We start from the raw sequence: 24,121 nt of genomic DNA on the forward strand, positions 1-24,121 counted from the left end.
GGTCGCATCGATGCCCGCCGCAAAGAATCTTTCCGGCGACACGTATCCTTTTCTCGCCGGCGTCCGTCTTGGAGTCAGGCCGGCGACAGGTCCGGTCGGAGAAAAAGCGCGGAGAGAGCGGAAAATGCTGAAGACCTACGCAGGAAGCTGCCATTGCGGCAAAGTCCGGTTCGAGGCCGATATCGACCTCAGCCGTGGAACCGTCAAATGCAATTGTTCGACATGCACCAAGACGCGCTCCTGGGTAGGGTTCGTCGGCCCCGAGAACTATCGCCTGAAATCAGGAGCCGAAGCGCAGACCGAATATCAGTGGACACCGCCCGGCCAGGAGCGGCCCAATATCGAGTATCATTTCTGCTCGACCTGCGGCACGCGCATGCCGGCGCGCGGCGATATCCCGATGCTCGGCGGCATGGTCTTCGCCATTCCGATAGCGGCGCTCGACGGCGTCGACCCGGAAGAACTGGCGGCGGCGCCGGTAATGCATGTCGACGGCAGGCATGATCGCTTCGATCGGACTCCCGACGACATCAGGACGATGTAACATGGGCGGGACATGCTCAACGGTGTTCGTGCTGTCATGACGATCCAGACAAGACTTGAGCCCAGCGGGCTCTTCGACCTTCGCTATGCCGCCTTCCTGGAAACGGTTGCGCATTTGCGGGAACGGCTGCACCGCTACTGCACGCGCATGACCGGTTCGGCGCTCGACGGCGAGGACGTCATGCAGGAAACGCTGTTCGAGATCTATCGCAAGATCGAGACGATCGACGATCCGGGCGCACTTCGTGCATGGATGTTTCGCACCGCGCACAACCGTTGCATCGATTTCCTGCGCAACCGGCAGACCCGGCGGCGCGCCGAAGCCAATTTCGCGATCGATGAGATCGTGCTGCCTGTCGAGCCCGCGGGCCAGGGTGCCGATCGCGCCATCGAGCGGCTGGTGATCCACCTGCCGCCCAAGGAGCGCGCCTGCATCTTGCTGAAGGACGTCTTCGACCATTCGCTGGAGGAGATTGCCGATCTCGTCGATTCGACGGTCGGCGGCGTCAAGGCGGCGTTGAGCCGTGGCCGCGCCAAGCTGGCCGCGCTGCCGGACCAGCCCGTCATGCGCCTGAAACCTTCACCGGATCCCGCGCTTTCAAGACTGCTCGACCGCTATGTCGAACTCTTCAACCGCCGCGACTGGGACGGCGTGCGGGCATTGACCAGCGCCGACGCGCAGTTGCGGGTCTCGGATTGCTTCAAGGGATCTTTGTCGGAATCGATCTACTTCGTCGAATATGAAAAGGGCAAAGCGAACTGGAAAATGGCGATCGGCGCGGTCGACGGCGAGACCGTATTGCTCGTGCTCCATCGCAGCGAGGCCGGCTGGCAGCCGGCCTATCCGGTTCGGATCGACGCGACCCGTGGCACCATCGATCGGATCAGCGACTATTATGCGTGTCCATGGCTGCTGAGGGCGGCCCGTACGGTCGCTGTCGCGAGCTAATTGCGCAGTCAGGTCAGCCGGGCGAGCGCCAAGCCGCAGCGGCCGCTGCGATCAGCATCAGTCCCGCCGCGATCAGCGCGCAGTTGGCAAAGCCGAGGCTGGTGTAGAGCGGGCCGAAGCCGGCGGTGCCGACGGTGACGGCGAGATAAGTGACAGCGCTGTTCAAACCCATGATGGTGCCGCGACGCGACGGGTCGAGCGCGGTGAGGCGCATGACCAGCACATTCAAGCCGAAATGGTTGGCGAGACCCCAGACGGCGATCGCCGCGATCAGCAGGCCGAAGCCGCCGCTCGCGAGCGCAATCGCGACATAGACGGCGGCAACCAGCAGATAGGCGAAAGGCATGACGCGGCGCGCGCCGAGCCGGTCGATGACGCCATCGAGCAGCGCGGCCGCGCCGAAGCCGAGGCCATAGGCGATCGCCGCCAGGCCGTTGGCGCTGACCGGCTCGCCGAGAGCCTCGTGCAGATGGTCGCCAAGATAGCCGTAGACGCCGTAGAAGGCGGTCATGAAGGCGCCGCAAGCGATGAGCAGCGGCAGGATGCCGGGCACGGCCAGCGCACCGAGCGGCGACGGCGCCGGCCCGCTCTTCCTTGCATCGGGCAGCGAACTCATGGCGAGAGCGGCGACGGCGCTTCCCGCCAACAGGGCGACGGCTGCAAAGACGGCGCGCCAGTGGATGAGATCGGCAAGCACCGCAGACAGCGAGACGCCTGCGACCATGGACAGCGTCCATCCGGTCAGCACAACGCCGATGGTGCCGCTTTCGCGGCCAGTTGGCGCGATCGCAGCGGCGCTGGCATAGATCGCCGGGATGGCGATGCCGGCAGCGATGCCGGCGACCAACTGGGCGGCCACCAGCGCCGTCACCGTCGGCGCGAGCGCGCTGGCGACCAGCGCCAGCGCCAGCAGCAGCAAGGCACCCTGCAGCATGCGCCGCGCGCCGATCCTGTCGATGTAGCGGGCAAGGAACAACGCACTGGCCGAGGTGCCCAGGCCAAAGGCGGCGGCCGCCGTCATCACGCCCGGCACGCTGGCGCCGAAAGACTGAGCGACGGCCGGCGCGATCGGTCCCAGAACCAGTGAATTGGAGCCGATGACAGCGATGCAGCCGGTCAGCAGATAGGCCGCAGCGGGAATAGCCGCGCGCGGCGTCGGCGCCAGAATTGCAGATTGATCACTGTTCGACATATCGTCATAATGGCCGAATTAAATTCCGCATCAATGGAGAATTTCCATATGGACGCAGAAACAGATGACATTCAGCGGAACAAGCAACCAGCCCGGGACCTCGACCCGATCGACCGAAAGATATTAGGCGTGCTCGTCGAGGATGCGACCATCAGCTATGCCGAGCTTGGCGAGCGCGTCGGCCTGTCGCCACCGGCGGCGCATGAGCGGGTCAAACGACTGAAGCGCAACGGCGCCATCCGCGCGACATCGGCGATCATCGATCCGCGCGCGGTGAAGAAGCCATTGCTGGCCTTCGTGCATATCGACACCAGGGGCTGGGGCAAGACGCCGGAGCTGATGGCGGTTTCCAAGTATCCGGAGGTCGAGGAGATCCATACCGTCGCCGGCGACACCTGTATGCTGCTCAAGGTGCGCACCGAGGATACGCGGGCGCTCGAGGGCCTGCTGGCGCGGCTCTACGAGACGCCGGGCGTCACCTCGACGCGCAGCTATGTCGTGCTGTCGACCTATCTCGAGCGTCCGGTGCAGCCGGAGATCACGGCCGAATGGCCGGCGCCGAAGCATATGGCGAACCCCATGTATTAGTTCGCCGAGGCCTGTTGGCGCCCGCGACGCGCCAACAGATAGAAGGCCGCCACATGGGTGATCATCAGAAGCGGCACGTAGAGGATCGGGATCGCATAGGTCGCGCCCAGTTGCCCGGCATGGCCCGGAAGGTCGAGCACCACGCCGTGATAGTAGTCGCCGACAAGGTCGATCACGCCGGCGACATTGAACGCGACGACGAGCGGCCAGAAGAGTGCTGGCCGTCTAACAGTCAGCAGCGCCAGCATGGCGAGCAATCCGGTGGTAAAATCGCCATACGCCGCGAACACAGCGAACGGCGCGGGCAGGTCCGGGCCTACGACGCCCGGCACGAGAAAGACCAGCCCGAAGAAGCGGAAGCTGTGCAGCGTGGCGATGGCGCGCTGCGCCTCTATCGGCTCCATCGACCTGAACCTTGGCCAGATATAGGCACCGAAGCAGAGCAACCACGGCACGTAGCCCAAGCCAAGATGGATGTTGAGGATCGTCGCTGGTGACATCTTCGCCTCCTCAAGCCTTGACCGGAATGGCTTCGAACACCGCCGTCAGGATGCCCAGCCGTCCCTCCATGAGATTACGCCCGAGATTCGTAGCGAGTTCGGCAAAACCCTGTCCCATGACGACGCCGAGATTGAGCGAAGGCGGAGGGCCGGAGGCGCGAAGTTCGGCGAACCACGCCTTGGCAACGGCCGTGTCGTCGCGGCGAACCAGCGCGCCGAAACCGGCGGCTTCGATTTCCTCGCAGGTCGCAGTTGCGCTGAGCAGGAAGCTTTCGCCAGATGTCTTCGCCCAGGGGATCGGATAGAGCGGATCGCCGCCATTCAGCACGACGTCGAAGGTGGCGAATTTTCCGCCAGGCTTCAGCACGCGCCTGATCTCCCGATAGAGCAGCGGCCGGTCGGCAATGTTCATCGCAACATGCTGCAGAAGCACGGCGTCGAAGCGGCCGTCGTCGAAAGGCAGCGCCAGGGCGCTGCCGGTTTCGAACGAGACCTGTCCACTCAGTCCCGTGCGTTCGGTCAGATAAGCAGCGGCTTCGACGAAGGGTTCGCTGAGATCGATGCCGGTGACGTTGCAGCCATAGGTCCCGGCAAGAAAGCGGGCCGGACCGCCGACGCCCGATCCGACGTCGAGCACCGACATGCCGGCGGTTATCACAGCCAGATTGGCCAGCTCGGCGGTGGCGGCGAGACCGCGCGTATGGAACTGGTCAAGTGTGGTCAGCTGCTCCGGCTTCAATCGCTGGTCTTCCGGCCCGAAGACCGCAAGCGCCGTCTTCAGGCGCCCGGTCAGTCCGGTCGCGCCATAGTGATCGCGCACGCGATCGATGTCAGATGTCATTGCCATTTCTTCGGGCCATTTCCGTAAACTTGCCGGACAGACATAGGGCCGCTTCCGGCCGGCAACTATCCGCGATAATGTCGATGGGCTATGAAGCAGAACTTCACAGTCCGACATGGCGCGCTCGACGGCGTCGAGGCTTTCCTGAGCGTCGCGCGGCACCGCAATTTCCGCAAGGCGGCGGCCGAATTGCGCGTGACGCCGTCGGCGATCAGCCAGGCGATCCGCACGCTCGAAGCGCGCATCGGCGCGGCTCTGTTCATGCGCACGACGCGTAGCGTCGGCCTGACCGAGGCCGGCGAGCGCTTCCTGTCGCGCGCCGGGCCAGCCTTCGAGGAACTGATCGCGGCAAGCGAGGCGGCACGCGAGCTCGGCCAGCGCCCGGCCGGCAAGCTGCGGCTCTCCGTGCCGCCATCGGTGGTGCCGATCCTGCTCGAGCCGATGCTTGCGTCCTTCTGCCAGACCTATCCGGAAATCGAGCTGGAGATCGCGGCGAGCGGCGAGCTGGTCGATTTGACGGCCGACGGCTTCGATGCCGGCATCCGGCTCGGTGAGTTCATCGCGCCCGACATGGTGGCGGTGCGGCTGACGCCGCCCTTGCCGATGGCGGTGGTCGGCAGCCCCGACTATTTCGGCCGCCGGCCGCAACCGCAGACCATCGAGGATCTACGCTCGCATGCCTGCCTGCGCATGCGGCGCTCCAACGGTTCGGTCGCGCCATGGTCCTTCGCCGACGGCAACAAGACGGTGGAGGCGATCGTCTCCGGACCGCTGATCGCGCATGACTATCCGGCGCTCGTCGGGGCGGCGATCCAGGGCGTCGGCCTTGCGCAGGTGCCAGGCCCGGTCGCCGCGCCGGCCATCGCCGATGGCCGCCTGCGGGAGGTGCTCGGCGCGTTCGCGGTCACCTCACCGGGCGTCTTCCTGTACTACCCCGCGCGACATCAGGTGCTGCCCAAGCTGCGCGCCTTCATCGACCATGTCGCACGCCATGGAGCCAGCGCGCGGCGATGATCATCGAAGTGGCGCTCACTGTGCCGCGTGCGGATATTCAAGCTGCATGGCGACAAAGTCGGTCGTACGCGATCCATAGCGAACCGCGATGTCCTGAAGAGCCTTGTCGAGCGCCTTGGTCGGTCGCAGATCGGTTGCCGGAAGGAGGCGTTGCGAAGGCCAGTCGGCAGCGACCTGATCGGGCAGGATACGGATGCCGTCGCGACTGACGACCGCGCCTTCCTGCTCGGCGAAAGTGACCGCAGCGGAACGATAGGTCCGCGACCAGGCGTCGGCCACCAGCGCCAGGGAGATCTCGTCCATCCCCGGCGACAGCTGGATGCCCAGCTGCTCATGATTGAAGAAGGCCAGCGTGTTGCCGATCGCGGTCAGCGCGAAAGGCCGGGTGAATTTGAAGGCTCCGCTGTCGTGGCGCGCATCCCAATTGTCGAGGCCGAGATCGCCGGCGACTGCTTCGGCTTTCTCGCGACCCGCAATTGCCTCGATCAAGGTTAGCATCATCGGCATCGAAGCGGTGATGCCTGTGGTGGTCGCGACATTCCGGTCGACGACATAACGGCGGTCGACGACATAGCGGATGGTCGGATGTTTCTGGCGCAATTCGTTCAGCGAATACCAATGCGTCGTCGCCCGTTTGCCGTCGAGCAATCCGCTGGCGGCGACTACCGTGACGCCGACGCAAACGCCGATCACCATGGCGCCCTTGGCCGACTGCTCCCTGAGCCATTTCATCACGTCGGGGTCGTCATCGCGCATCATGGCGGCCCCGGCTGCGTCGCCAGCGCCACGACATCCGCCACGTCGGCGCGGCGCAGGATGCCGTAGGGTATCAGATAGTCGGTGGTCTCGGTGCCGTCATTGATGCCTATGATCGCGATCAGCGGGCGCTGAAGCCTAGGCTTCAACGCGGCAAGCGTGGCCTGGGCTTCGCTGGCGTCGATCGCCGGCTGCGCGGTGGCCACGGATGCCGAGGGCAGCGACAGCAGCCAGGTGCCCGCCGCTACCGCCAGCAGCGCGATAATTCCAAGCGTGCCCCACAACAGCATTCGCAGCCTCATGGCTCCGTCCTTCCGGTCTAAACGCTTGACCGGCAAGCTAGCTCCGATAGGCTTTGGCCGAAATGACATATATCGGGCGAAAGCTGCCATGCGGACGATAGGCATCATCATTCATCCGGGCTTCCAGTTGCTGGACGCCGCCGGCCCTGTGGCGGCCTTCGAGCTGGCGGAGCACTATCAGCCCGGCAGCTACAGGCTGGAGATGCTGGCGCCCGGCGGCGGCGAGATCGAGAGTTCGTCGGGCATGCGGCTTTCGGCGCGCGCGCTTTCGGCAGAAGAAGAACTCGACACAGCGATCATCTCGGGCGGCGAGATCATCCGTTCGATGGCTGCGGCCCAGGCAATCGTTGCCTGGCTGCGGGCCGCCGGCGTGCGGCGCGTCACAAGCGTCTGCACAGGCGCCTATCTTCTGGCGGAGGCCGGGCTGCTCGACGGCCGCTGTGCCACCACGCATTGGTGGAGCACCGACGATTTCGGCCGCCGCTATCCGAAAATAAAACTCGATGCGGAGCGCATCTTCATCCAGGACGGCAGCATCTGGACCTCGGCCGGCATCTCCGCCGGTATCGACCTTGCACTGGCACTGATCGAAGACGATCTCGGCCCGGCGATCGCGCGCCGCACCGCGCAGCAGCTGGTCGTGCACCAGCGGCGGCCGGGCGGCCAGTCGCAGTTTTCCGGCCTTGTCGAGCTCGGCGGGCGTTCGGGCCGCTTCGTCGAGCTGATCGAATGGATGCGGGGCAGGCTTGGCGAGAAATTGACGGTCGAGCGCCTTGCCGAGCGCGCCGCCATGAGCCCGCGCAACTTCGCCCGTGCCTTTACGGCAGAGACTGGCGCCACGCCGGCCAAGGCCGTGGAGCGCCTGCGACTGGAAGCCACGCGATTGGCCGTGGAGACCAGCAACGCGCCGCTCGACCGTATCGCCGAGGAGAGCGGCTTCGGCGATGCCGGCCGCATGCGCCGCGCCTTCATGAGAAGCTTCGGCCAGCCGCCGCAGGCGATCCGGCGCGCGGCGGCGCGGAGGTAGCCGATCACTCGGCGCGGGACGCGATCAGCGATTGGATGCGCTCGGCGTCGGCAGGTGTCGCGGGATTGTAGACGATCATGCCGAGCTCGGGCCGGCCGTCTACGGCGAAGACCGAGAACTCCAGCTCGATCAGTCCGATCTCGGGATGCCGCAGGCGCTTGACGCCCTCGCCATGGGCAGGGACGACGTCATTGTCGCGCCACAGCGCCTCGAATTCCGGACTAATGCGGCAAAGTTCTTCGACGAGTTGGGTGATTTCCGCGCCCGCACCTGCCCTGGTAGCATCGGCCCTGAACGAACCGACCACGAAGCGGGCGACGCTCTCCCAATCGTCCTGCGCTTGGCGCACACGCGGATTGCCGAACATGAGGCGCAGAATGTTGCGCTGCTCGCGCGGCAGCTTGGAATAGTCGGTCAGCATCGTCGCCGCGGCGCGGTTCCAGGCAACGACGTCCCAGGTCGCGGTCTTGATGATGGCCGGGCTTGGATCAAGCGCGTCGAGCACGCGCTGCAGCCGCGGCGTAACGCTGTCCACGCCTTTGTAGCGGACTTCCGGCGGCCGGCCGAGGCCCAGCATGAACAGATGCTCGCGCTCGGGCTCGGTCAGCATCAGGCCGGTCGCGATGCGGTTCAGCACATCGGCCGAAGGCGCGCCGCCGCGGCCTTGCTCCAGCCAGGTGTACCAGGTCGGGCTGATGTTGGCGCGCTGCGCCACCTCTTCGCGGCGCAGCCCTTGCGTGCGCCGGCGTCCAGTGGCGAAGCCGAAGGCGACCGGGTCAAGGCGCATGCGGCGATCGCGCAGGAAGTTGCCGAGCTTGTTGATCGTCTCCGCAGGCATGGCGATCCTGTTGATGATTATACCATGATAAAGTCACTACTTTAACAGGATGATTTATAGCGCGAGAAGGGCCTCCGAGCAACATAGGAGATCCCCATGCGTGTCTTTCTCACCGGCGCGACCGGCTTCATCGGCTCCCGTATCCTCCCCGAACTGCTTGCCGCCGGGCACCAGGTGCTTGGCCTGACGCGGTCCGACGCCGGTGCGCGAGCCCTTGTCGCGGCCGGCGCCGAGCCGCATCGCGGCGGCCTCGAAGACCTCGACAGCCTGCGCGAGGGCGCCGCCAAGTCGGACGCCGTGATCCACACCGCCTTCGATCACGACTTCTCGAATTTCGTCGCGAATTGCGAGAAGGACAAACGCGTCATCGAGGCGCTCGGCGGCGCACTCGTCGGCTCGGACCGGCTGCTCATCATCACGTCGGGCGTCGGCATGGGCATTGCCGAGCCGGGGCAGCTGGCGAAAGAGGACGTGTTCAACACCGAGCATCGCAATCCGCGCATCCTGTCGGAGCTTGCCGGCGCCGCGATGGCCGAGGCGGGCGTCAAGGTAGCGGTGGTTCGGCTTCCGCAGGTGCACGATACGGTGAAGCAGGGCCTGATCACGCCGCTCGTCGCGCAGACCCGCGTGAAAGGTGTTTCGGCGTATATCGGGGACGGCGGCAACCGCTGGTCGGCGGCGCATGTTTTGGATGTGGCGCGGCTTTACCGGCTGGCACTGGACAAGCAGCAGGCCGGCGTCCGCTACAACGCCGTCGCCGAAGAGGGCGTTTCGATGCGCGAGATCGCCGAAACCATTGGCGCCGGGCTGGAGGTGCCGGTGGTCTCCCTGTCGCCGGAACAGGCCGGCGATCACTTTGGCTGGCTTGCCATGTTCGCCGGCCTGGGCATGCCGGCGTCCAGCGAATGGACGCGTCGGCAGCTTGGCTGGCAGCCGACAGGTCCGGGACTTATCGCCGACCTCGAGCGGATGGATTATTCGCAAGCCGCCGCGGCCTGACCGACGCAGTCGGGCGCGCACGCATCAGTTCCAGCGAGCCCCTGGCCGCCGCCATAAGCGTGAGCGGCGGCCGGCGCCTCAACGCCCTGAGCGTCGCGCCCGCTTGCGTTCGGCCGCCGCGAGCAGGTCGACGAAGGCGCGCACCTTAGCCGGCCTGAAGCGGGCCGGCGGGAAGACTGCGTGGATGCCGCCCGTCGGCAGGTCCCAGTCGCCGAACACCCGCACCAGACGGCCTTCGGCGATGTCGTCCTCGACGGCGAAATCGGGAAAGATGCCTAGGCCGATGCCGGCGAGCACGCAAGCCTGCACGGCCGGCGTCTTGTTGCAGACGACAACCGGATTGAGCTCGGCCAGCACCGTCTCGCCATCCCTCGAAAACAGCCACTGGCCGACGCCGCGCAATTGCGCATTGCCGACCCACGGCAGCGATTTTGCGAGCTTTGGGCTCACATTCGCTGGAAGGCCGGCGGCAAGCTTCGGGCTGGCGACGACGAATTGATGCAAGCTTCCCAGGCGCCGCGCCTGATTGCTGGAATCGGTCAGCCAGCCGATACGGATGCCAAGGTCGATCTGTTCGTCGACCAGATTGCTGATGGCGTCGTCGAAGATCGCCTCGACCTTCATCTTCGGATATTTCCTGAGATAGTCGGCGATGGTCGGCGCGACGATCTTCTCGCCATAGTCCAGCGACGTGGTGAGACGCAGCGTCCCGGTCGGCCTTCCTGTGCTTTGCGCGATATCGCCATAGGCGGCCTCGGCCTCGCGCAGGATGATGGCGGCGCGGTCGTAGAACTGTCGCCCCTCCTCGGTCGCGGTGACGCGCCGCGTCGTGCGCCGCAGCAGCGTCGCGCCCAGTTCCTCCTCCAGCCTGCCGACCTGGTGGCTGACCACTGCCTTGGCGACATCGAGGCGGTCGGCGGCGGCGGTGAAGGATCCCGTCTCCACCACAGTGGTGAAGTAGACGAGACGGTTGAGGTTCAGGAGATCGGCCATCTTGATTGTCTGATTGGATCATACAGTTTGTATGATTGATCGCGGTTTTTCGCAACCCGGCCAACTGCCATCTACGTCCGAGACAACGACACCCGGACGACACAGCCATGACCCACGCCACCGTGACCTATCTCTTCGACCCGCTCTGCGGCTGGTGCTATGGCGCCACGCCGATGCTGGACAAGCTCGCAGCGAGCGGCGCCGCGCTGACCCTGCTGCCGACCGGCCTGTTCTCCGGCGCCGGCGCGCGGCCGCTGGATGCGGGTTTCGCCGCCCACGCCTGGGCCGCCGACCAGCGCATCGAACGCCTCAGCGGTCAGCGTTTCACCCAGGCCTACCTCGACAATGTGCTCAATCTGCGCGGCACGTTGCTGGATTCCGGCGCCGCCACGCTCGGCATAAGCGCCGCCGGCCTGGACGATCCGCAACAGCGCCTGCCGGCGCTGAAAGCGATCCAGCATGCCCGCTATGTCGACGGTCGCGACATCGTAACGGCCAGCGGCGTGGCCGCGGTGCTGGCGGACGCCGGCATGGCCGGCGCCGCAAGGCTGGTGGCGACGCCGACGGACTCGGTGCTTGCCGCGAACCGCGAGCTGGTCGGCGGCGGACGTGCGCTGTTCGAGAGGCTAAACGCCAATGGCGTTCCCTCGCTTGCCGTCATCCGCAACGACAGGCCGCGGCTGATCGGCTCGAACGCGCTGTTCGGCAGCTACGACAATCTCGTCGCCCACCTCCAGGCGGCGTGACCTGGATCCCCTCCCCCAAGCAAAAGGAAACTTCCATGAAGATCGCACTCATCGGCGCGTCCGGCCAGGTCGGCTCGCGCCTTCTCAAGGAACTGTCCGACCGTGGCCACAGCATCACCGCGATCGCCCGCAACCCGGAGAAGATCGCGGCGCTGCCGGGCGTCACCGCCGTCAAGGGCGATGTCTTCGACAAGGACGGCCTGGTCGCGCTGATCAAGGGACATGACGCCGTCATCAGCTCGGTGCATTTCACCGCCAGCGATCCCGACACGCTGATCGCCGCGGCGCGGGCCTCCGGGGTCAAGCGCTACCTCGTCGTCGGCGGCGCCGGCAGCCTGGAAGTCGCGCCCGGCAAGCGTCTGGTCGACACGCCGGAATTTCCGGCCATCTACAAGGCCGAGGCGCAGAAGGGCGCCGATTTCCTCGACACGCTGCGGACCGTCAGCGACCTCGACTGGACCTTCCTGTCGCCGTCGGCCCTGTTCGTCGCCGGCGAGCGCACCAGCATGTACCGCCTCGGCAAGGACACGCTGCTGACCAATGACAAGGGCAGCAGCATCTCCTTCGAGGACTACGCCATCGTCATGGCCGACGAGATCGAAAATCCGAAGCACGTCCGCCAGCGCTTCACCGTCGGTTACTAAGTCGACGGTAGCTGCGGCTTACCTGACTGGGGCTGCCGAAACGGTGGCCCCTAAAGCGCGTCGCGCTGAACCGGATTCAGGCGACGCGCTTTGGGTTTTTGTTTTGATACATGTCGTTGTCCCAGAACCGCTGCACACTTCTGGGCGACATGCATCAGGCCCGAAGCACATCCGCGAGGCTGTCCGATTTTTCCACCTTGTCGGTGAGGTCGAGCCCGGAGAGCAGATCGACCAGATGGCTGTTCATCAGCGCCGCGGCGTCGGCGCTGTCGCCGGCCTCGATCGCGTCGACCAGCGCGTGATGGGCATGCTTCTCGCATGTCGCGTCGCGGCGCTTCCAGTAAAGCGCGATGATCAGCGAGGAGTGCGAGACGAGATCGCGCACGAAATTGGTGAACACCGAATGCGCGGCGATCTCGGCGATGCCGACATGGAAGCGCGCCGACAGCATGATGGCGTCGCTGTCGCGGCCGGCATGCAGCGCCTCGTGCTCCTTTTCCAGATGCACGCGCAGCTGCGCGATATCGGACGGCACGGCGGCCTTGGCCGCAAGTGCCGCCACCTTCGGCTCGATCAGCGCCCTCGCCTCGAACACTTCGCGTGCCTCGGTTTTCGACGGCTGGGCAACGAAGGCGCCGCGATTGGGCTCGAGCCGCGCCAGCCGGTCATGCGCCAGCGCCTGCAAAGCGGCGCGGATGACGGTGCGGCTCACGGAATAGATCGAGGCCAGCTCGTCTTCCGGCAGCTTGGTGCCCGGGGCGAGCCGATGGCTGACGATTGCGTCGCGCAGCCCATAATAGATCGGCGACCAGCGCGCTGCCGGCCTGTCGTCGCCATCTTCTTCCCTGAGTACCGTCAACATGCTTTCAATGCGCGAGCCCCGAAAATGGCCCGATCTGCCCCCAAATCGCCAGCAGCCCGCCCAATCTAGTATCGCTCACGCGGCGGTCAATCCCACCTGTCCGGGTGCCGGCCGGTCGCCGGTGGCATCAAGCCGCCTAAACGATCTCAGCTTCCACGGGCGACAGCGGCGCGAACATGCCGGCAAAGCGCTTGCCGCGCGGCGCGGCATAGCCGCCGATCTTCGATGTCTTCAAGCCGACCCTGAACAGGCTCTCGGCCAGCGTGACGGCGCAGACGACCCCGTCCAGCACCGGAACGCCGTGCTCCTCGGACAGGCTGTGCGCAAGGTCGGCCATGCCGGCGCAGCCGAGCACGATGGCCTCGGCCTTGTCCTCGGCGATCGCCCGCGCAATCTCTTCCGATATACGGTGTCTTGCATTCGAGCCCGGACGTTCGAGCTCGAGCACGGCGACTTCCGACGAGCGCACCCTGGCGCAGCGCGAGGCGAGGCCGTACTTCGCCAGATTGTGCTCGATCGCCGGAACCGAGCGGGCGAGCGTGGTGACGACGCTGAACTTGCCGGCGATGAGGCTGGCCATATGGAACGCCGCCTCGCCAATGCCGATCACCGGAGCCTCGGCGGCGCAGCGCGCAGCATCGAGGCCGGTGTCGTCGAAGCAGGCGATGATGTAAGCGTCCGCCGCCGGCGCCTTGGCCATCTCGGCGATGATGCCAGGCACGGCAAAGACCTCGTCGAAATAGCCCTCGATGCTTGGCGGTCCATCGGCCGGATTGACGGCGACGATCTCGGTTCCCGCGGAAGCCACACTTTCCGCCGCCTCGCGGATCTTGGCGGTCATCGATTGGGTGGTGTTGGGGTTGATGACGAGTATGCGCATTCCAATCAGCCTCAGATCTCGCCGCCGAGATAAAGACGCTTGACCCGGTCGTCGGTCAGCAATTCGGCGGAGTTGCCGCTCAGCGCGACGCTGCCTGTGGTCAGCGCATAGGCGCGCTGCGAGATGCGCAGCGCCATACGCGAATTCTGTTCGACCAGAAGCACGCTGACCTTCTCGTCACGGTTGATGGCGACGATCGAGCGGGCGATGTCCTGGACGAGTTTCGGCGCGACGCCGAGCGACGGTTCGTCGAGCAGCAGGAGCTTTGGTTTGGCCATCAGCGCGCGGCCGATGACCAGCATCTGCTGCTCGCCGCCGCTCATCGTGCCTGCGGCCTGCGAGAAACGCTCCTTGAGCCGGGGAAAGCGCCCCAGCACCATTTCCATGGAGGCGGCGATCTCGGATTTGCTGTTGCGCGTGAAGGCGCCCATCAAGAGATTGTCCTTGACCGACATATAGGGGAAGACACGACGCCCCTCCGGCACCATGGCGATGCCCATCTTGACGATCTCATCGGGGGCGGCGCCGTCGATGCGCTTGCCGCCATAGTGAATCTCGCCCGACCGGATCTTGCGCAGGCCGGTGATGGCGCGAAGGATCGACGACTTGCCGGCGCCGTTGGCGCCGATCAGCGCCACGGTCTCGCCTTCGTTGACCTCGAGCGAGACGCCCTTCAGCGCATAGACATGGTCGTAATAGAGCTCGACATTGGCGAAGTTGAGGATCTGGTTCATAGGCCGATCGCCTCGTCTTCGCTGCCGAGATAGGCTTCGATCACCTTGTCGTCGGCCTGGATCTGCGACGGCGTTCCCTCTGCGATTTTCTGGCCGAAATTGAGCACCACGATGCGGTCCGAGATCTTCATCACCGCCGGCATGTCGTGCTCGACCAGCAGGATGGTGAGGCCGCGTTCGCGCAGGCGCCGCACCATCTCGACCATGCGCATGGTCTCGTCATGGTTCATGCCGGCGAAGGGCTCGTCGAGCAAAAGGATCGAGGGATTGGTGGCAAGGCCGATGGCGATGCCCAGCGCCCGCAAATGGCCATGCGGCAGGTTGCGCGCGGTCTCATTGGCGAGCGAGGACAGGCCGAGCAGCGCCAGGATCTCGTCGGCGGACTGCCCGAAGGCCGCCTCGTCGGCCTTCGCTGCGCCGGTGCCGAGGAAGAAGCCGAAGAGGCTCGCCTTCGAGCGCAGATGATGCGCGATGACGACGTTGTCGCGCACGCTCATGTTCTTGAAGATCGTCGTTTCCTGGAAGGTGCGCACGACGCCCTTGCGGGCGGCAATGTGCGGCGCGAGGCCGGAGATGCGTTCGCCCTTGAGACGCACCTCGCCGGTCGTTGGCCGCAAGAAGGACGAGATCAGCTTGAACAAGGTCGACTTGCCGGCGCCGTTGGGACCGATCACCGACAGGATCTCCTTTTCGCGCACCGAGAAGGAGACGTCGTTGACGGCGACGAGACCGCCGAAGCGCTTGGTGATGCCGGAGACTTCGAGCAGCTCGGCCATCGCTCAACCCTTCTTCCGGCCGACTTCGGAGAGGCTGAGCAGGCCGTTGGGCAGAACCAGCATCAGGACGATCATCAGGCCCGAATAGATAAGCAACTGGAACTGGCCGGTCTGGAACAGGAGGTCCCAGCCGAAATAGAGTACCAGCGTGCCGAGCATCGGGCCGAAGACATAGCCGAGGCCGCCGAGGAAGCAGTTCAGCATGAAGTTGACGGAATCGGTGACGGTGAAGCTCGACGGATAGATCGACTGCGAGATGGCGGCGAAGATGGCGCCGGAAACGCCGCCGAAAAAGGACGAGACGGCATAGGCGATGATGCGCAGATAGGCGATGTTGACGCCGATCGATGAGGCGAGTTCCTCATTCTGCTGCAGCGACTGGCAGAGCCTGCCGATGCGCGAGTTGACGAGGCGGTACATCACCGCGAAGCAGACCACCATCACGGTGACCGCGAGCAGATAGAAGGCGAGCCGCGAATTCTGCAGCGTGGCGAAATCCGGGATCAGCGTGACGCCGAAGACAGACAGCGCACCGGGCAGCGGGATGCTGACGATGCCCTTGGCGCCGTTGGTGACCGGCAGGGCCAGCGCTAGCAGGCGCGCGACCTCGGTCAAGGTCAGCGTCACCATGGCGAAGTAGACGCCGCGCAGCCGCAGGATCGGCAGGCCGATCAGCACGCTGGCCGCGGCGCAGAAGAGGCCGGCCACGGGGAGCGTCGGCCAGAAGGGCCAGCCATGGTTCATCACCAGGATCGCCGAGACATAGCCGCCCGCCAGCGCATAAGCGCCCTGGCCGATGTTGATGCGGCCGATATAGAAGGTCAGCCACACGCCGGCGCTGGCGATACTGAGCAATGCCACCGAGGTCAGCGTGTAATAGAGATCGAAGCGGCCGCTTGCCGAGATCGCGGCCGGCACGGCGATGAAGACGATCGCCAGGAAGGCGGCGACCGCGGCGATCCTGGTGTTGCGGTTGAGGGTCATGGCGCGATCAACCCCACGGCTTGCCCATCAGCCCGTTGGGGCGGATCGACAGGAACACCATCAGGGCGGCGAAGATGACGAGGTAGGTGATGTCGCCATATTCGCGCAGCGCGGTGAGGCCGACCGACTCCATCATGCCGAGGATGAAGCCGCCGGCAATCGCCCCGCCGACGACGCCGGCGCCGCCAATCATCACCATCAGGAAGGCCTTGATCGAGATCGGGCCGCCGATGCCGGAATTAACGCCGGTGATCGTGACCAGCAGCCCGCCGACGACGCCGGCCAGCATGGCGCCCATGGCGAAGCCGATCATCGAATAGCGGTCGACGCGCACGCCCATCAGCTGAGCCGCGACGCGGTCCTGGGCGAGCGCGCGCATGGCGCGGCCGACCCGGCTGTACTGCATGTAGAGCACGAAGGCGGCGATGAAGAGAATGGCCAGCACGCCGACGACGATGCGGTCGTAAGGCATAATGATGCCGGCGTCGTTGAAGACGCCCTTGACGATCTTGGGAACGCCGCGCTGCTTCTCGCCGAAGAGGAGCAAGATGACGGCATCGAAGAAGAAGGCCGTCGCCGCCGCGAGCAGCATGGTGCTTTCCTCGCGATGGCTGCGCCGAATGACGGTGCGGAAGAGAAATTTCTCCATCAGCGCGCCGATGACGGCGAGCGTCACGCCGGAGGCGAGCAGCGCCACCACAAAGGGCAGGCCGAGCTGGCCGTAGACGGTGTAGGTGATGAAGCCGCCCAGCACATACATCTGCCCGTGGGCGAAATTCAGCACATTCATCAGGGCGAAGATCAGGGTGAGCCCCAGCGCGATCAGCGCGTATTGGGCACCGAGATACAATCCGTTGGCGATGACCTGTTCCATGGACACCTTCGATCTTCCGCGGAGCCCGGATCGAAGTCCGGGCCCCCGGCAAGCAGGAGGAAGCGCAGGCGAAGGTTACGCTAGTCGACGGAGCCGACGAAGAGCGTCTGGAAGGCGCCGTCCTTATACTCGTTGACCACCATCGGCACGGAAAGCTGGCGCTTCTGGCCGAAGGATGTGGTGCCGACATAGCCTAATTTGGCATCGCCCTTCAGGAACGGATTGGGCGCCGAGAAGCTGTCCATGGTCTTCTTGAATTCGGCGACGTCGTTGATGGCCGCCGGGTTGGCCTTCAGCGTGTCGATTATGTATTCCAGCGCGTAGACCTTGGTGTTGGACTCGTCGTTGTACTCGCCGAACATCTTGGTGTAGCGGGTGACGAATTCCTTCATCTCGTCGGAAGCGATCTCCGGCGTGGAAGCGCCGCCAACCGAGATGAAGCCGTTGGCATATTCGCCGGCGCCCTCCTCCAGGACCTTGGCGTCCTGCGCCGTTTCGGTCGAGATCAGGCCTTCGAAGCCGAGCTCGCGGGCGGCGCGGATGAGCAGCGGCGCGTTGGCCGGCGCGACGCCCGACAGCACCAAAAGGTCGGGCTTCAGCGCCACGATCGGCGTCAGCACCGGGGTGAAGTCGCGGGTGTCGTTCTGGTAGGTGTCGTTCTGGGCGACGACGTCGAGCCCGAGCGCCTTGGCCGCTTCGACGCCGCTGTCACGCTGGCTGAGCGGATCGGATTCGTTGGCGGCGACAAAGGCGATCGTCTTCACACCCTTGTTTTCCTTGAGGTATTTGTAGATCGCCGGACCCGACTGGTAGTTGGCGATCATGCCGAGCACGGCATTGGAGGCCGGCTTCTGGTAGAGCGCCTTGGGGAAAGCGTAGGGGAAATAGATAATGCCGTTGGCTTCGGCGACCGGGCGCACCGCGGCGGCGCCGTCATCGACATTCGGCCCGACGACATAGTGGATGCCTTCCTGCGCCATTTTCTCCATGCCGGCGATGGCGCGCTTGGGATCCTTCTGGTCGTCGAAGGTGACGATGTTGATATTGTAGGTGTCGTTGCCGATCTTGACGCCGCCGGTCTCGTTGAGCCAGGCGGCGCGCGTCTGCATCGAACGCACGTTGGACGTGCCCCAGGCGGCGGCAGGACCGCTGGTGACGCCGACAAAACCGATCTTGAGTTCCTTGTTTTCGGCCTGCGCATACGAGATGCCGACGGCGGCAATAGCCAGGGTCGAGACGGCGCCGAGCGCCATTGATTTCAGAGTCGAGCGACGGTTGATCATTTGCAGTTCCCCTTTGGTTATCGCGCTTTGTTTTGCTCAGCGGCTGCGCGGATAGCCTAAGGGAAACCGCTCACGGCGGATTGTCAACATCTTTCTTATGTTTTGTATACAATGTTTCGAAGGAATGTGTGCGACCGCCGCCACGGGCCGACGGCTACTTCCCGCAATGGTGGTCGTTGATCTTGTTCGTCGCGTTCGCGTCCGGCCCGACGCGGTCGTAGGAGCAGGCGCCTGCCGCCGTGGTGAACAGCTGCTGGTCGTAATAACGCGGACCGCCGAACAGCTGGTAGAGGAGATCGTCACTGGCCGGAACGTAGCGCTCCTGCTCGACCGCCTGATGATGACGATGGTGGCGATGATGATGCTTTTCGCCCGCAACCGCTGGGGCGGACATGGTCGCGGCCGTGGCAAACACAAGCACAGAGACAGCGAGATATTTCATCATCGATGGCGACCTTCTGGCAGTTTGGATCCGCAGCATATCCAAAATCACCAGCGGCGCAAAAGTTCCCTTGGCTGATGGTTTAACGCTAGTGGAGATGCCGCAGCTTGTCTGGATTGCGCATCACATAGATCGCCGCGATCCTGCCGTCGTCGATATCGAGCGCGGTGGTCTGGAGCTCGCCATCGGCCTCCAACGTGACGAAGCCCGGCAGGCCGTTGATGAAGCCGTAGCGGACCAGCTTCGAGCGGTTGTCCTTGAGCCATGCGACCACGACCGCGTATTGCGCCATCACCGCGTCGAAGCCAATGGCCGGCGCGGTCGCCGCCGGGCGCTTGCCGCCGCCATCGGCGTGGGCGATGACGTCGGCGCTCAGCATGGCGCCGAGTGATTTCAAGTCGCCGCTGCGCGAGGCGTTGAAGAAGGCCTCGGCGATCTCCAGCCCGCGCTGCTTCTCGACCTTGAAGCGCGGCCGCGCTTCGCGGACATGCTCACGCGCCCGCGCAGCCAGCTGGCGGCAGGCGGCCGGATCGCGATCGATTTCGGCGGCGATGTCCTCGAACTGCAGACCGAACACGTCATGCAGCAGGAAGGCGGCGCGCTCCAGCGGCGACAGCCGCTCCAACGCCAGCATCAGCGGCAGGCTGACATCGTCCACCTCGTCCTCTTCGACCAGAGGCTCCGGCAGCCAGGCGCCGACATAGGTCTCGCGCTGGCGGCGCGCGGATTTGAGCTGGTCGAGGCAAAGCCGCGTCACCGTACGGCGCAGGAAGGCTTCGGGCTGACGCACCGCAGCTCGGTCGGCCTTCATCCAGCGGATGAAGGCCTCCTGCACCACGTCCTCGGCGTCGGCGACGGAGCCCAGCATGCGGTAGGCGACGCGCGTCAGCTTCGGGCGAAGCGGCTCGAACGCCACCGCCGCGCCGGTCTTTTCAGGCTCCGCCATCACGCGGCGGCGGCCTTGGCTACGGCGGCCTTGTTGGACGCCTTGATGGCCGCCGGATCGACGAAGCCGCCGAAGCCGACGGCGATGCGGTTCCAGCCATTGATTATGTTGATCATCAATGTGAGCTTCACGCGCTCCTCCTCGGAGAAATGCGGCTTCAGCGCCTCATAGGCCACTTCATGCGTATGGCCTTCGCAGATGCGCGTCAGCGCTTCGGTCCAGCCGAGCGCGGCGCGCTCGCGGTCGGCATAGCACGGCGCCTCGCGCCAGGCCGACAACAGATAGATGCGCTGCTCGGTCTCGCCGCGCTCGCGGGCATAGGTCGAATGCATGTTGATGCAATTGGCACAGCCGTTGATCTGCGAGGCGCGGATCTCGATAAGCTCGGCCAGAGCCGGGTCGAGGCTGCCGGCGATGGCGAGCGAGGCGCGATGCCACTCCTTCATCAGCGAAGGGGCGGCGGCAAGGGGGTCAAGTCTGACAGTCATGGTCGGTTCCTTTCGTTGCTTGCGACCACAAGACGAGCGAGGCTTTGCCCAATGTGACATCGACGCGGATTTTTTCGCTGCCGTGCCGCCAATTGAAGAAAGATAACGGCAATCGCAGGGGCGGATTTTCGACAATGGCCGGCATCGATGCCGGATATCCTGCATTGGTCCGGTCAGCGGTGCCAGACGCACAAGGAATAGCCAGATGACAGTGAGAGTGATCGTCCTCGACGCCAAGCCGCTCGGCATCGCCGATGTCGCCGAGATCGCGCGGCGCAATGCGCGGCTGGTGCTCGGCGAGGAAGCCATGCGCCGCATCCGCGCCAGCCGGGCGCTGATCGAGCATCTCACGCAGCTCGGCAAGCCGCTCTACGGCGTCACCACCGGGCTAGGCGCCTGTGTCGACACGCCGTTGGCGCAAGCCGACCTGATCGCCTTCCAGCACAGCGTGCCGCTCAGCCACTCGATGGGCGCCGGCCCGTCGCTACCGACCGAGGCAGTGCGGGCGCTGATGGTCGCGCGCATCTGCGGCATGGCGGCGGGCGGCACCGGGACGTCGGAAGGCGTGGTCATGGGCCTGGTCGCGGCGCTCAATGCCGGCGTCCACCCGGTGATCCCCAGTTGGGGTTCGGTCGGCGCCGCCGACCTCGCGCCGCTCGGTCATCTGGCGCGCGCGCTGCGCGGCGACGGCGAGACGGAGTATCAGGGCAGGATCATGCCGTCGGCCGAGGCGCTGAAGCTCGCCGGGCTGGAGCCGCTCGACCTGCGCGAGAAGGACGGCCATGCCATCATCGTCGCCAACAGCCTGTCGACCGGCGCGGCATGCCTGGCGCTGGAAGAGGTCGCCTGCCTGATCGACTGGTCGCTGGCGGCCGTCGCCCTCAACTACGAGGCGTTCCGCGCGTCGCTCAAGGCGATCGACGAGGACGCGCTGGCGGCACGGCCGGCCTTCGGCCAGCAAGAGATCGGCGCGCGGCTGAGGGCCGAGCTTTTTGGCAGCGGGCTCTGGCAGGATAATGCCGCGAGGCGCCTGCAGGACCCGCTCAGCTTCCGCTGCGTGCCGCAAGTCTGGGGCGGGCTGCTCCATGCCTATGAGCAGGCCAAGCTGGCGACCGAGATCGAGCTTGGCCATTCCGGCGACAATCCGGTCATCCTGCCTGAGGCCGAGCGGGTCGTTTCAAACGGCAATTTCGACCTGACGGCCTTCACGCTGACCTGGGAAAATCTCGGCCAGGCGCTGGCGCATTGCGCGGTCGGCACCGCCAACCGCTCGATGAAGCTGATGTCGCCGACGGTGGCGGAACTGCCGCGCTTCCTGTCGGCCCGGGGCGGCAGCCGCCAGGGCTATGCGGAACTGCAGAAGCCGGTCGCCGCGCTCGAAGCGGAGATCCGGCACCTAGCCAATCCGATGTCGCTCAGCCCCTTGGCCATTTCGGACGGCGTCGAGGACCAGTCGTCGATGGCGCCGCGCGTGGTGGCCAAGACGGCCGGGATCATCGAGCGGCTGCGCTATCTGGTGGCGATGGAACTGATCTTCGCCGCCACCGGCGTCGAGTTGCGCGGCGTGCTGGACTCGATGGGCGAAGGCCCGCGGCGCAGCTATGATGCCGTGCGTGCGCTGGTCGCCCCGCTCGACGACGACCGCGAGATGAGCGCCGACATGGCGCGGGTGGCGCGGATGGTGGCTAACCCTCGGCTGTGACCCCCGCAGGCGCTTTCTCGCCGGGGCGCCAAAGCCCGTTACGATCGCGCGTGAGCAGCAATGCTTTCGTCCGGCCATATCCGCGTCACTCAAAATTTTACGCATGCGATAAATTCTCGCAACGCGTTGAAACTTGCAGAGCTTCCTGTAAAGTTTCAACTTGCAGTCGCGCGCCGGCGCACCGTAAGGAAAGCGACGGGGCGGTGCATGGACCAGGTCAGAAATCCATGCCGCGAGGGTTTGAATGGCGATGACGCACAAGACGATGGAGGATTTCGCCCGTTCCTGCGGCGTCTCCAGGCCAACACTGTCGAAGTTCTTCGACGATCCGACCAGCGTGAAGCCCGCCACCAGAAAGCGCATCGAAGAGGCGCTGCGCTCCTCGGACTACCAGCCGAACCTGTTCGCCCGCAACCTCAACCGCAAGCGCACACGCAGCATCGGCATCGTCGTGCCGACGGTGACCGACCCGTTCTATTCGGAGATGGTCAGCCGCATCGAGCTCAGGCTGCGCGACGAAGGCTACTGGCCGATCGTCATCTCCTCGCACGGCTCGACCGAGCTCGAGATCGAGGCGACGCGCACGATCCTGTCGCTGAAAGTCTCCGGCGCGCTGGTCGCGCCGCTCGGGCGGCGGTCCGACCGGCGGACGCTGGAGAAGCTGACGCAGGCGATACCGATCGTTTATTTCGATACATTCCTCGAAGGCGACACGCCCTTTGTCGGCAACAACAACGCAAAGAGCGTGGCGACCATCGTCGACTATCTCTGCCGCTCCGGCGACGCCCCGGTCTATTTCGACATCCCGCATGTCAACCACAATTCGCCGGAGCGCCTGGCGAGCTACATCGCCTCGATGCAGCAGCTCGGCTTCGAGCCGGTCGTCTTCGGCAACACCGGCGACTACACCTGGGACTTCGAGCGCATCGGCTACGAGCAAACCGAGAAGCTGCTCGACAATGGCGGGCTGCCCGGCAAGACCATCCTGTGCAACAACGACCGCCTCGCCTTCGGCGTGATGGCTGCGGCCTTCTCAAAAGGGTTGAAGGTGGGGCGCAGGCCCGATTGCGACCTGCGCGTTGCCGCGCATGACGACCATCCGCTCAGCCGCTATACCTGCCCGGCGCTGACCACCATGGCGCAGGATTTCGCCGCAATGGCCGGCCGCAGCGTCGAGATGCTGCTGGCGCTGCTCGACGAAGACGAAACGAAGGTCGCGGCGAAGGTTCATCTCGACGCGACGCTGGTGATGCGTCAGTCGGCTTAATCTACCCATCTCGGGTCGAACTCACGCCAAACGGCAACCGCGGCCTCGACCGCCTGCCGTGATGCCAGACCGTGCCGCCCCATAGAGACGAAGCCGTGGATCTGCCCCGGCCAATGCTTGAGCACCACCGGCACGCCATCCGCTTCCAGCCGCTGCGCATAGGCCTCGCCTTCGTCCGCGAGGATGTCGTGGCTGGCAATGGCGACGAAGGCCGGCGCCGCTCCAGCAAGGCTTTTGGCCCTGAGCGGCGAGACGCGCCAATCCTCGATGTCGGCCGGGTCGCGGATATAGTGGTCGCGGAACCAGGCCATGGTCGCGGCGGTCAGGCCAAAACCCTCGCCGAAGCGGCGGTAGCTGTCCGCCGTCTGCGCGGCATCGGTGTTGGGATAGAGCAGGAGCTGCGCGGTCAGCGAGCACTTGTCCTCGCGGGCAAGCAGCGCCAGCACCGCGGCAAGGTTGCCGCCGGCGCTGTCACCGGCGACGGCGATGCGGTTGGAATCGATGCCGAGCTCTCCGGCCGAATCCTGCATGAAGGAGATCACGGCGCGGCAGTCTTCGACCGCGGCCGGGAACTTGTGCTCGGGCGCCAGCCGGTAGTCGGGCGCAACGACGACGCAGTCGGCGATGTTGGCGAACCAGCGGCAGATCTCGTCATGCGACGAGAGATTGCCGATCACCCAGCCGCCGCCATGCAGATAGAGCAGCGCCGGCGCGCTGGCGGCGGAGGCGCCCTGCCCGCGATAGACCCGAACCTTGAGAGGACCACCGGGTCCGGCGATGGTTTGGTCGCGCACCGAAGCGATGGGCTCTCGCTCGCCTTGAAGGCCGGGAAGGCCTTCCTCATAGGCGCGCCGTGCCTCGTCCGGAGTGCCGGCCTCAAAGGGCGGACCGCTACCTTGCCGGCCGAGATCGAGAACCTTCCGCGCTTGCGGATCGAGTTGGGGCGACATG

Annotated in this window: 26 protein-coding genes and 1 pseudogene; 10 read left to right on the plus strand and 17 right to left on the minus strand. The window is 65.4% G+C overall.

Annotation, left to right across the window (positions count from 1 at the left end; genetic code table 11):
• Positions 1–124: 124 nt before the first annotated feature.
• Entirely contained in the window at positions 125–544 is a 420-nt protein-coding gene (locus FJ988_RS09980; protein WP_140816979.1) for a GFA family protein, read from the plus strand.
• 36 nt (positions 545–580) lie between these two features.
• On the plus strand, positions 581–1,492 hold the full coding sequence (locus FJ988_RS09985) for a sigma-70 family RNA polymerase sigma factor (RefSeq protein ID WP_140816980.1): 912 nt from the start codon (positions 581–583) through the stop codon (positions 1,490–1,492).
• A 13-nt stretch (positions 1,493–1,505) separates the two neighbouring features.
• Here FJ988_RS09985 and FJ988_RS09990 read toward each other — a convergent pair whose 3' ends face one another.
• Positions 1,506–2,684 (minus strand): MFS transporter, encoded by a 1,179-nt coding sequence (locus FJ988_RS09990; RefSeq protein ID WP_140816981.1) that lies wholly within the window; start codon positions 2,682–2,684, stop codon positions 1,506–1,508.
• A gap of 48 nt (positions 2,685–2,732) precedes the next feature.
• Between FJ988_RS09990 and FJ988_RS09995 the strand changes: the two genes are divergently transcribed.
• Positions 2,733–3,272 (plus strand): Lrp/AsnC family transcriptional regulator, encoded by a 540-nt coding sequence (locus FJ988_RS09995; RefSeq protein ID WP_140816982.1) that lies wholly within the window; start codon positions 2,733–2,735, stop codon positions 3,270–3,272.
• Here FJ988_RS09995 and FJ988_RS10000 read toward each other — a convergent pair.
• Both FJ988_RS10000 and FJ988_RS10005 read right to left on the minus strand, forming a co-directional pair.
• A complete protein-coding gene (locus tag FJ988_RS10000) occupies positions 3,269–3,772 on the minus strand; it encodes a hypothetical protein (protein ID WP_140816984.1) in 504 nt (167 codons plus the stop codon). The two genes, FJ988_RS09995 and FJ988_RS10000, sit on opposite strands and share 4 nt — an antisense overlap.
• A gap of 10 nt (positions 3,773–3,782) precedes the next feature.
• Positions 3,783–4,613 carry a cyclopropane-fatty-acyl-phospholipid synthase family protein gene (locus FJ988_RS10005; RefSeq protein ID WP_140816986.1) on the minus strand — a complete coding sequence of 277 codons (831 nt, stop codon included), beginning with the start codon at positions 4,611–4,613 and terminating at the stop codon, positions 3,783–3,785.
• 90 nt (positions 4,614–4,703) lie between these two features.
• On the opposite strand from FJ988_RS10005, the gene FJ988_RS10010 reads away from it, so the two are divergent.
• Complete coding sequence (locus FJ988_RS10010) at positions 4,704–5,627, plus strand: LysR family transcriptional regulator (RefSeq protein WP_140816988.1); 924 nt, start codon at positions 4,704–4,706, stop codon at positions 5,625–5,627.
• A gap of 15 nt (positions 5,628–5,642) precedes the next feature.
• Here the strand turns inward: FJ988_RS10010 and FJ988_RS10015 are convergent.
• Positions 5,643–6,685: pseudogene (locus FJ988_RS10015) on the minus strand (DJ-1/PfpI family protein).
• Between the two features lie 88 nt (positions 6,686–6,773).
• Between FJ988_RS10015 and FJ988_RS10020 the strand changes: the two are divergent.
• Complete coding sequence (locus tag FJ988_RS10020) at positions 6,774–7,712, plus strand: GlxA family transcriptional regulator (RefSeq protein WP_140816990.1); 939 nt, start codon at positions 6,774–6,776, stop codon at positions 7,710–7,712.
• Positions 7,713–7,716: 4 nt separating this feature from the next.
• On the opposite strand, the gene FJ988_RS10025 is transcribed toward FJ988_RS10020, so the two are convergent.
• Positions 7,717–8,550: a helix-turn-helix transcriptional regulator gene (locus FJ988_RS10025; RefSeq protein ID WP_140816992.1), complete on the minus strand. Its 834-nt coding sequence runs from the start codon at positions 8,548–8,550 to the stop codon at positions 7,717–7,719.
• 96 nt (positions 8,551–8,646) lie between these two features.
• Here FJ988_RS10025 and FJ988_RS10030 point away from each other — a divergent pair, with 96 nt between their 5' ends.
• Positions 8,647–9,549: an SDR family oxidoreductase gene (locus FJ988_RS10030; RefSeq protein WP_140816994.1), complete on the plus strand. Its 903-nt coding sequence runs from the start codon at positions 8,647–8,649 to the stop codon at positions 9,547–9,549.
• Between the two features lie 78 nt (positions 9,550–9,627).
• Here the strand turns inward: FJ988_RS10030 and FJ988_RS10035 are convergent, their stop codons facing one another.
• Positions 9,628–10,542 carry a LysR family transcriptional regulator gene (locus tag FJ988_RS10035; RefSeq protein WP_140816996.1) on the minus strand — a complete coding sequence of 305 codons (915 nt, stop codon included), beginning with the start codon at positions 10,540–10,542 and terminating at the stop codon, positions 9,628–9,630.
• Positions 10,543–10,649: 107 nt separating this feature from the next.
• Here FJ988_RS10035 and FJ988_RS10040 point away from each other — a divergent pair, with 107 nt between their 5' ends.
• Together FJ988_RS10040 and FJ988_RS10045 are read left to right on the plus strand one after the other, a co-directional pair.
• Positions 10,650–11,288, plus strand: coding sequence for a DsbA family protein (locus FJ988_RS10040; protein ID WP_140816998.1), 639 nt, complete (start codon positions 10,650–10,652; stop codon positions 11,286–11,288).
• Between the two features lie 35 nt (positions 11,289–11,323).
• On the plus strand, positions 11,324–11,932 hold the full coding sequence (locus tag FJ988_RS10045; protein WP_140817000.1) for an NAD(P)-dependent oxidoreductase: 609 nt from the start codon (positions 11,324–11,326) through the stop codon (positions 11,930–11,932).
• A gap of 154 nt (positions 11,933–12,086) precedes the next feature.
• On the opposite strand, the gene FJ988_RS10050 is transcribed toward FJ988_RS10045, so the two are convergent.
• From FJ988_RS10050 to FJ988_RS10095, 10 genes are all read right to left on the minus strand, one after another.
• The gene (locus FJ988_RS10050) at positions 12,087–12,794 is read right to left on the minus strand and encodes a GntR family transcriptional regulator (RefSeq protein ID WP_140817002.1); all 708 of its coding nucleotides are present in this window, start codon (positions 12,792–12,794) and stop codon (positions 12,087–12,089) included.
• 136 nt (positions 12,795–12,930) lie between these two features.
• Positions 12,931–13,674 carry an aspartate/glutamate racemase family protein gene (locus FJ988_RS10055; RefSeq protein ID WP_140817004.1) on the minus strand — a complete coding sequence of 248 codons (744 nt, stop codon included), beginning with the start codon at positions 13,672–13,674 and terminating at the stop codon, positions 12,931–12,933.
• Between the two features lie 11 nt (positions 13,675–13,685).
• The gene (locus FJ988_RS10060; RefSeq protein ID WP_140817006.1) at positions 13,686–14,408 is read right to left on the minus strand and encodes an ABC transporter ATP-binding protein; all 723 of its coding nucleotides are present in this window, start codon (positions 14,406–14,408) and stop codon (positions 13,686–13,688) included.
• Positions 14,405–15,184, minus strand: coding sequence for an ABC transporter ATP-binding protein (locus FJ988_RS10065; protein WP_140817008.1), 780 nt, complete (start codon positions 15,182–15,184; stop codon positions 14,405–14,407). Before FJ988_RS10065 ends, FJ988_RS10060 begins: the two co-directional genes overlap by 4 nt.
• 3 nt (positions 15,185–15,187) lie before the next feature.
• Complete coding sequence (locus tag FJ988_RS10070; RefSeq protein WP_140817010.1) at positions 15,188–16,168, minus strand: branched-chain amino acid ABC transporter permease; 981 nt, start codon at positions 16,166–16,168, stop codon at positions 15,188–15,190.
• A 7-nt stretch (positions 16,169–16,175) separates the two neighbouring features.
• Entirely contained in the window at positions 16,176–17,042 is an 867-nt protein-coding gene (locus tag FJ988_RS10075) for a branched-chain amino acid ABC transporter permease (RefSeq protein ID WP_140817011.1), read from the minus strand.
• Between the two features lie 80 nt (positions 17,043–17,122).
• Positions 17,123–18,325: an ABC transporter substrate-binding protein gene (locus tag FJ988_RS10080; RefSeq protein WP_140817012.1), complete on the minus strand. Its 1,203-nt coding sequence runs from the start codon at positions 18,323–18,325 to the stop codon at positions 17,123–17,125.
• A 154-nt stretch (positions 18,326–18,479) separates the two neighbouring features.
• Positions 18,480–18,770 carry a hypothetical protein gene (locus tag FJ988_RS10085; RefSeq protein ID WP_407067704.1) on the minus strand — a complete coding sequence of 97 codons (291 nt, stop codon included), beginning with the start codon at positions 18,768–18,770 and terminating at the stop codon, positions 18,480–18,482.
• Positions 18,771–18,855: 85 nt separating this feature from the next.
• A complete protein-coding gene (locus tag FJ988_RS10090) occupies positions 18,856–19,713 on the minus strand; it encodes a sigma-70 family RNA polymerase sigma factor (protein ID WP_140817013.1) in 858 nt (285 codons plus the stop codon).
• Entirely contained in the window at positions 19,713–20,201 is a 489-nt protein-coding gene (locus tag FJ988_RS10095; RefSeq protein ID WP_140817014.1) for a carboxymuconolactone decarboxylase family protein, read from the minus strand. Before FJ988_RS10095 ends, FJ988_RS10090 begins: the two co-directional genes overlap by 1 nt.
• 205 nt (positions 20,202–20,406) lie before the next feature.
• On the opposite strand from FJ988_RS10095, the gene hutH reads away from it, so the two are divergent.
• Both hutH and FJ988_RS10105 read left to right on the plus strand, forming a co-directional pair.
• Positions 20,407–21,903 carry a histidine ammonia-lyase gene (gene hutH, locus FJ988_RS10100; RefSeq protein ID WP_140817015.1) on the plus strand — a complete coding sequence of 499 codons (1,497 nt, stop codon included), beginning with the start codon at positions 20,407–20,409 and terminating at the stop codon, positions 21,901–21,903.
• A gap of 244 nt (positions 21,904–22,147) precedes the next feature.
• Positions 22,148–23,170, plus strand: coding sequence for a LacI family DNA-binding transcriptional regulator (locus tag FJ988_RS10105; protein WP_140817016.1), 1,023 nt, complete (start codon positions 22,148–22,150; stop codon positions 23,168–23,170).
• Here the strand turns inward: FJ988_RS10105 and FJ988_RS10110 are convergent.
• A complete protein-coding gene (locus FJ988_RS10110) occupies positions 23,167–24,120 on the minus strand; it encodes an alpha/beta hydrolase (RefSeq protein ID WP_140817018.1) in 954 nt (317 codons plus the stop codon). The two genes, FJ988_RS10105 and FJ988_RS10110, sit on opposite strands and share 4 nt — an antisense overlap.
• Between the last annotated feature and the right edge of the window lies 1 nt (position 24,121).

This window comes from Mesorhizobium sp. CU3, from assembly GCF_006442965.1.
Lineage (GTDB): Bacteria > Pseudomonadota > Alphaproteobacteria > Rhizobiales > Rhizobiaceae > Mesorhizobium.

What these genes read in the sequence shown, in the direction of transcription:
- FJ988_RS09980 (WP_140816979.1), top strand. Translation starts at nt 125, where the DNA reads ATGCTGAAGACCTACGCAGGAAGCTGCCATTGCGGCAAAGTCCGGTTC.
- FJ988_RS09985 (WP_140816980.1), top strand. Translation starts at nt 581, where the DNA reads ATGACGATCCAGACAAGACTTGAGCCCAGCGGGCTCTTCGACCTTCGC.
- FJ988_RS09990 (WP_140816981.1), bottom strand. Translation starts at nt 2,684, where the DNA reads ATGTCGAACAGTGATCAATCTGCAATTCTGGCGCCGACGCCGCGCGCG.
- FJ988_RS09995 (WP_140816982.1), top strand. Translation starts at nt 2,733, where the DNA reads ATGGACGCAGAAACAGATGACATTCAGCGGAACAAGCAACCAGCCCGG.
- FJ988_RS10000 (WP_140816984.1), bottom strand. Translation starts at nt 3,772, where the DNA reads ATGTCACCAGCGACGATCCTCAACATCCATCTTGGCTTGGGCTACGTG.
- FJ988_RS10005 (WP_140816986.1), bottom strand. Translation starts at nt 4,613, where the DNA reads ATGACATCTGACATCGATCGCGTGCGCGATCACTATGGCGCGACCGGA.
- FJ988_RS10010 (WP_140816988.1), top strand. Translation starts at nt 4,704, where the DNA reads ATGAAGCAGAACTTCACAGTCCGACATGGCGCGCTCGACGGCGTCGAG.
- FJ988_RS10020 (WP_140816990.1), top strand. Translation starts at nt 6,774, where the DNA reads ATGCGGACGATAGGCATCATCATTCATCCGGGCTTCCAGTTGCTGGAC.
- FJ988_RS10025 (WP_140816992.1), bottom strand. Translation starts at nt 8,550, where the DNA reads ATGCCTGCGGAGACGATCAACAAGCTCGGCAACTTCCTGCGCGATCGC.
- FJ988_RS10030 (WP_140816994.1), top strand. Translation starts at nt 8,647, where the DNA reads ATGCGTGTCTTTCTCACCGGCGCGACCGGCTTCATCGGCTCCCGTATC.
- FJ988_RS10035 (WP_140816996.1), bottom strand. Translation starts at nt 10,542, where the DNA reads ATGGCCGATCTCCTGAACCTCAACCGTCTCGTCTACTTCACCACTGTG.
- FJ988_RS10040 (WP_140816998.1), top strand. Translation starts at nt 10,650, where the DNA reads ATGACCCACGCCACCGTGACCTATCTCTTCGACCCGCTCTGCGGCTGG.
- FJ988_RS10045 (WP_140817000.1), top strand. Translation starts at nt 11,324, where the DNA reads ATGAAGATCGCACTCATCGGCGCGTCCGGCCAGGTCGGCTCGCGCCTT.
- FJ988_RS10050 (WP_140817002.1), bottom strand. Translation starts at nt 12,794, where the DNA reads ATGTTGACGGTACTCAGGGAAGAAGATGGCGACGACAGGCCGGCAGCG.
- FJ988_RS10055 (WP_140817004.1), bottom strand. Translation starts at nt 13,674, where the DNA reads ATGCGCATACTCGTCATCAACCCCAACACCACCCAATCGATGACCGCC.
- FJ988_RS10060 (WP_140817006.1), bottom strand. Translation starts at nt 14,408, where the DNA reads ATGAACCAGATCCTCAACTTCGCCAATGTCGAGCTCTATTACGACCAT.
- FJ988_RS10065 (WP_140817008.1), bottom strand. Translation starts at nt 15,184, where the DNA reads ATGGCCGAGCTGCTCGAAGTCTCCGGCATCACCAAGCGCTTCGGCGGT.
- FJ988_RS10070 (WP_140817010.1), bottom strand. Translation starts at nt 16,168, where the DNA reads ATGACCCTCAACCGCAACACCAGGATCGCCGCGGTCGCCGCCTTCCTG.
- FJ988_RS10075 (WP_140817011.1), bottom strand. Translation starts at nt 17,042, where the DNA reads ATGGAACAGGTCATCGCCAACGGATTGTATCTCGGTGCCCAATACGCG.
- FJ988_RS10080 (WP_140817012.1), bottom strand. Translation starts at nt 18,325, where the DNA reads ATGATCAACCGTCGCTCGACTCTGAAATCAATGGCGCTCGGCGCCGTC.
- FJ988_RS10085 (WP_407067704.1), bottom strand. Translation starts at nt 18,770, where the DNA reads ATGATGAAATATCTCGCTGTCTCTGTGCTTGTGTTTGCCACGGCCGCG.
- FJ988_RS10090 (WP_140817013.1), bottom strand. Translation starts at nt 19,713, where the DNA reads ATGGCGGAGCCTGAAAAGACCGGCGCGGCGGTGGCGTTCGAGCCGCTT.
- FJ988_RS10095 (WP_140817014.1), bottom strand. Translation starts at nt 20,201, where the DNA reads ATGACTGTCAGACTTGACCCCCTTGCCGCCGCCCCTTCGCTGATGAAG.
- hutH (WP_140817015.1), top strand. Translation starts at nt 20,407, where the DNA reads ATGACAGTGAGAGTGATCGTCCTCGACGCCAAGCCGCTCGGCATCGCC.
- FJ988_RS10105 (WP_140817016.1), top strand. Translation starts at nt 22,148, where the DNA reads ATGGCGATGACGCACAAGACGATGGAGGATTTCGCCCGTTCCTGCGGC.
- FJ988_RS10110 (WP_140817018.1), bottom strand. Translation starts at nt 24,120, where the DNA reads ATGTCGCCCCAACTCGATCCGCAAGCGCGGAAGGTTCTCGATCTCGGC.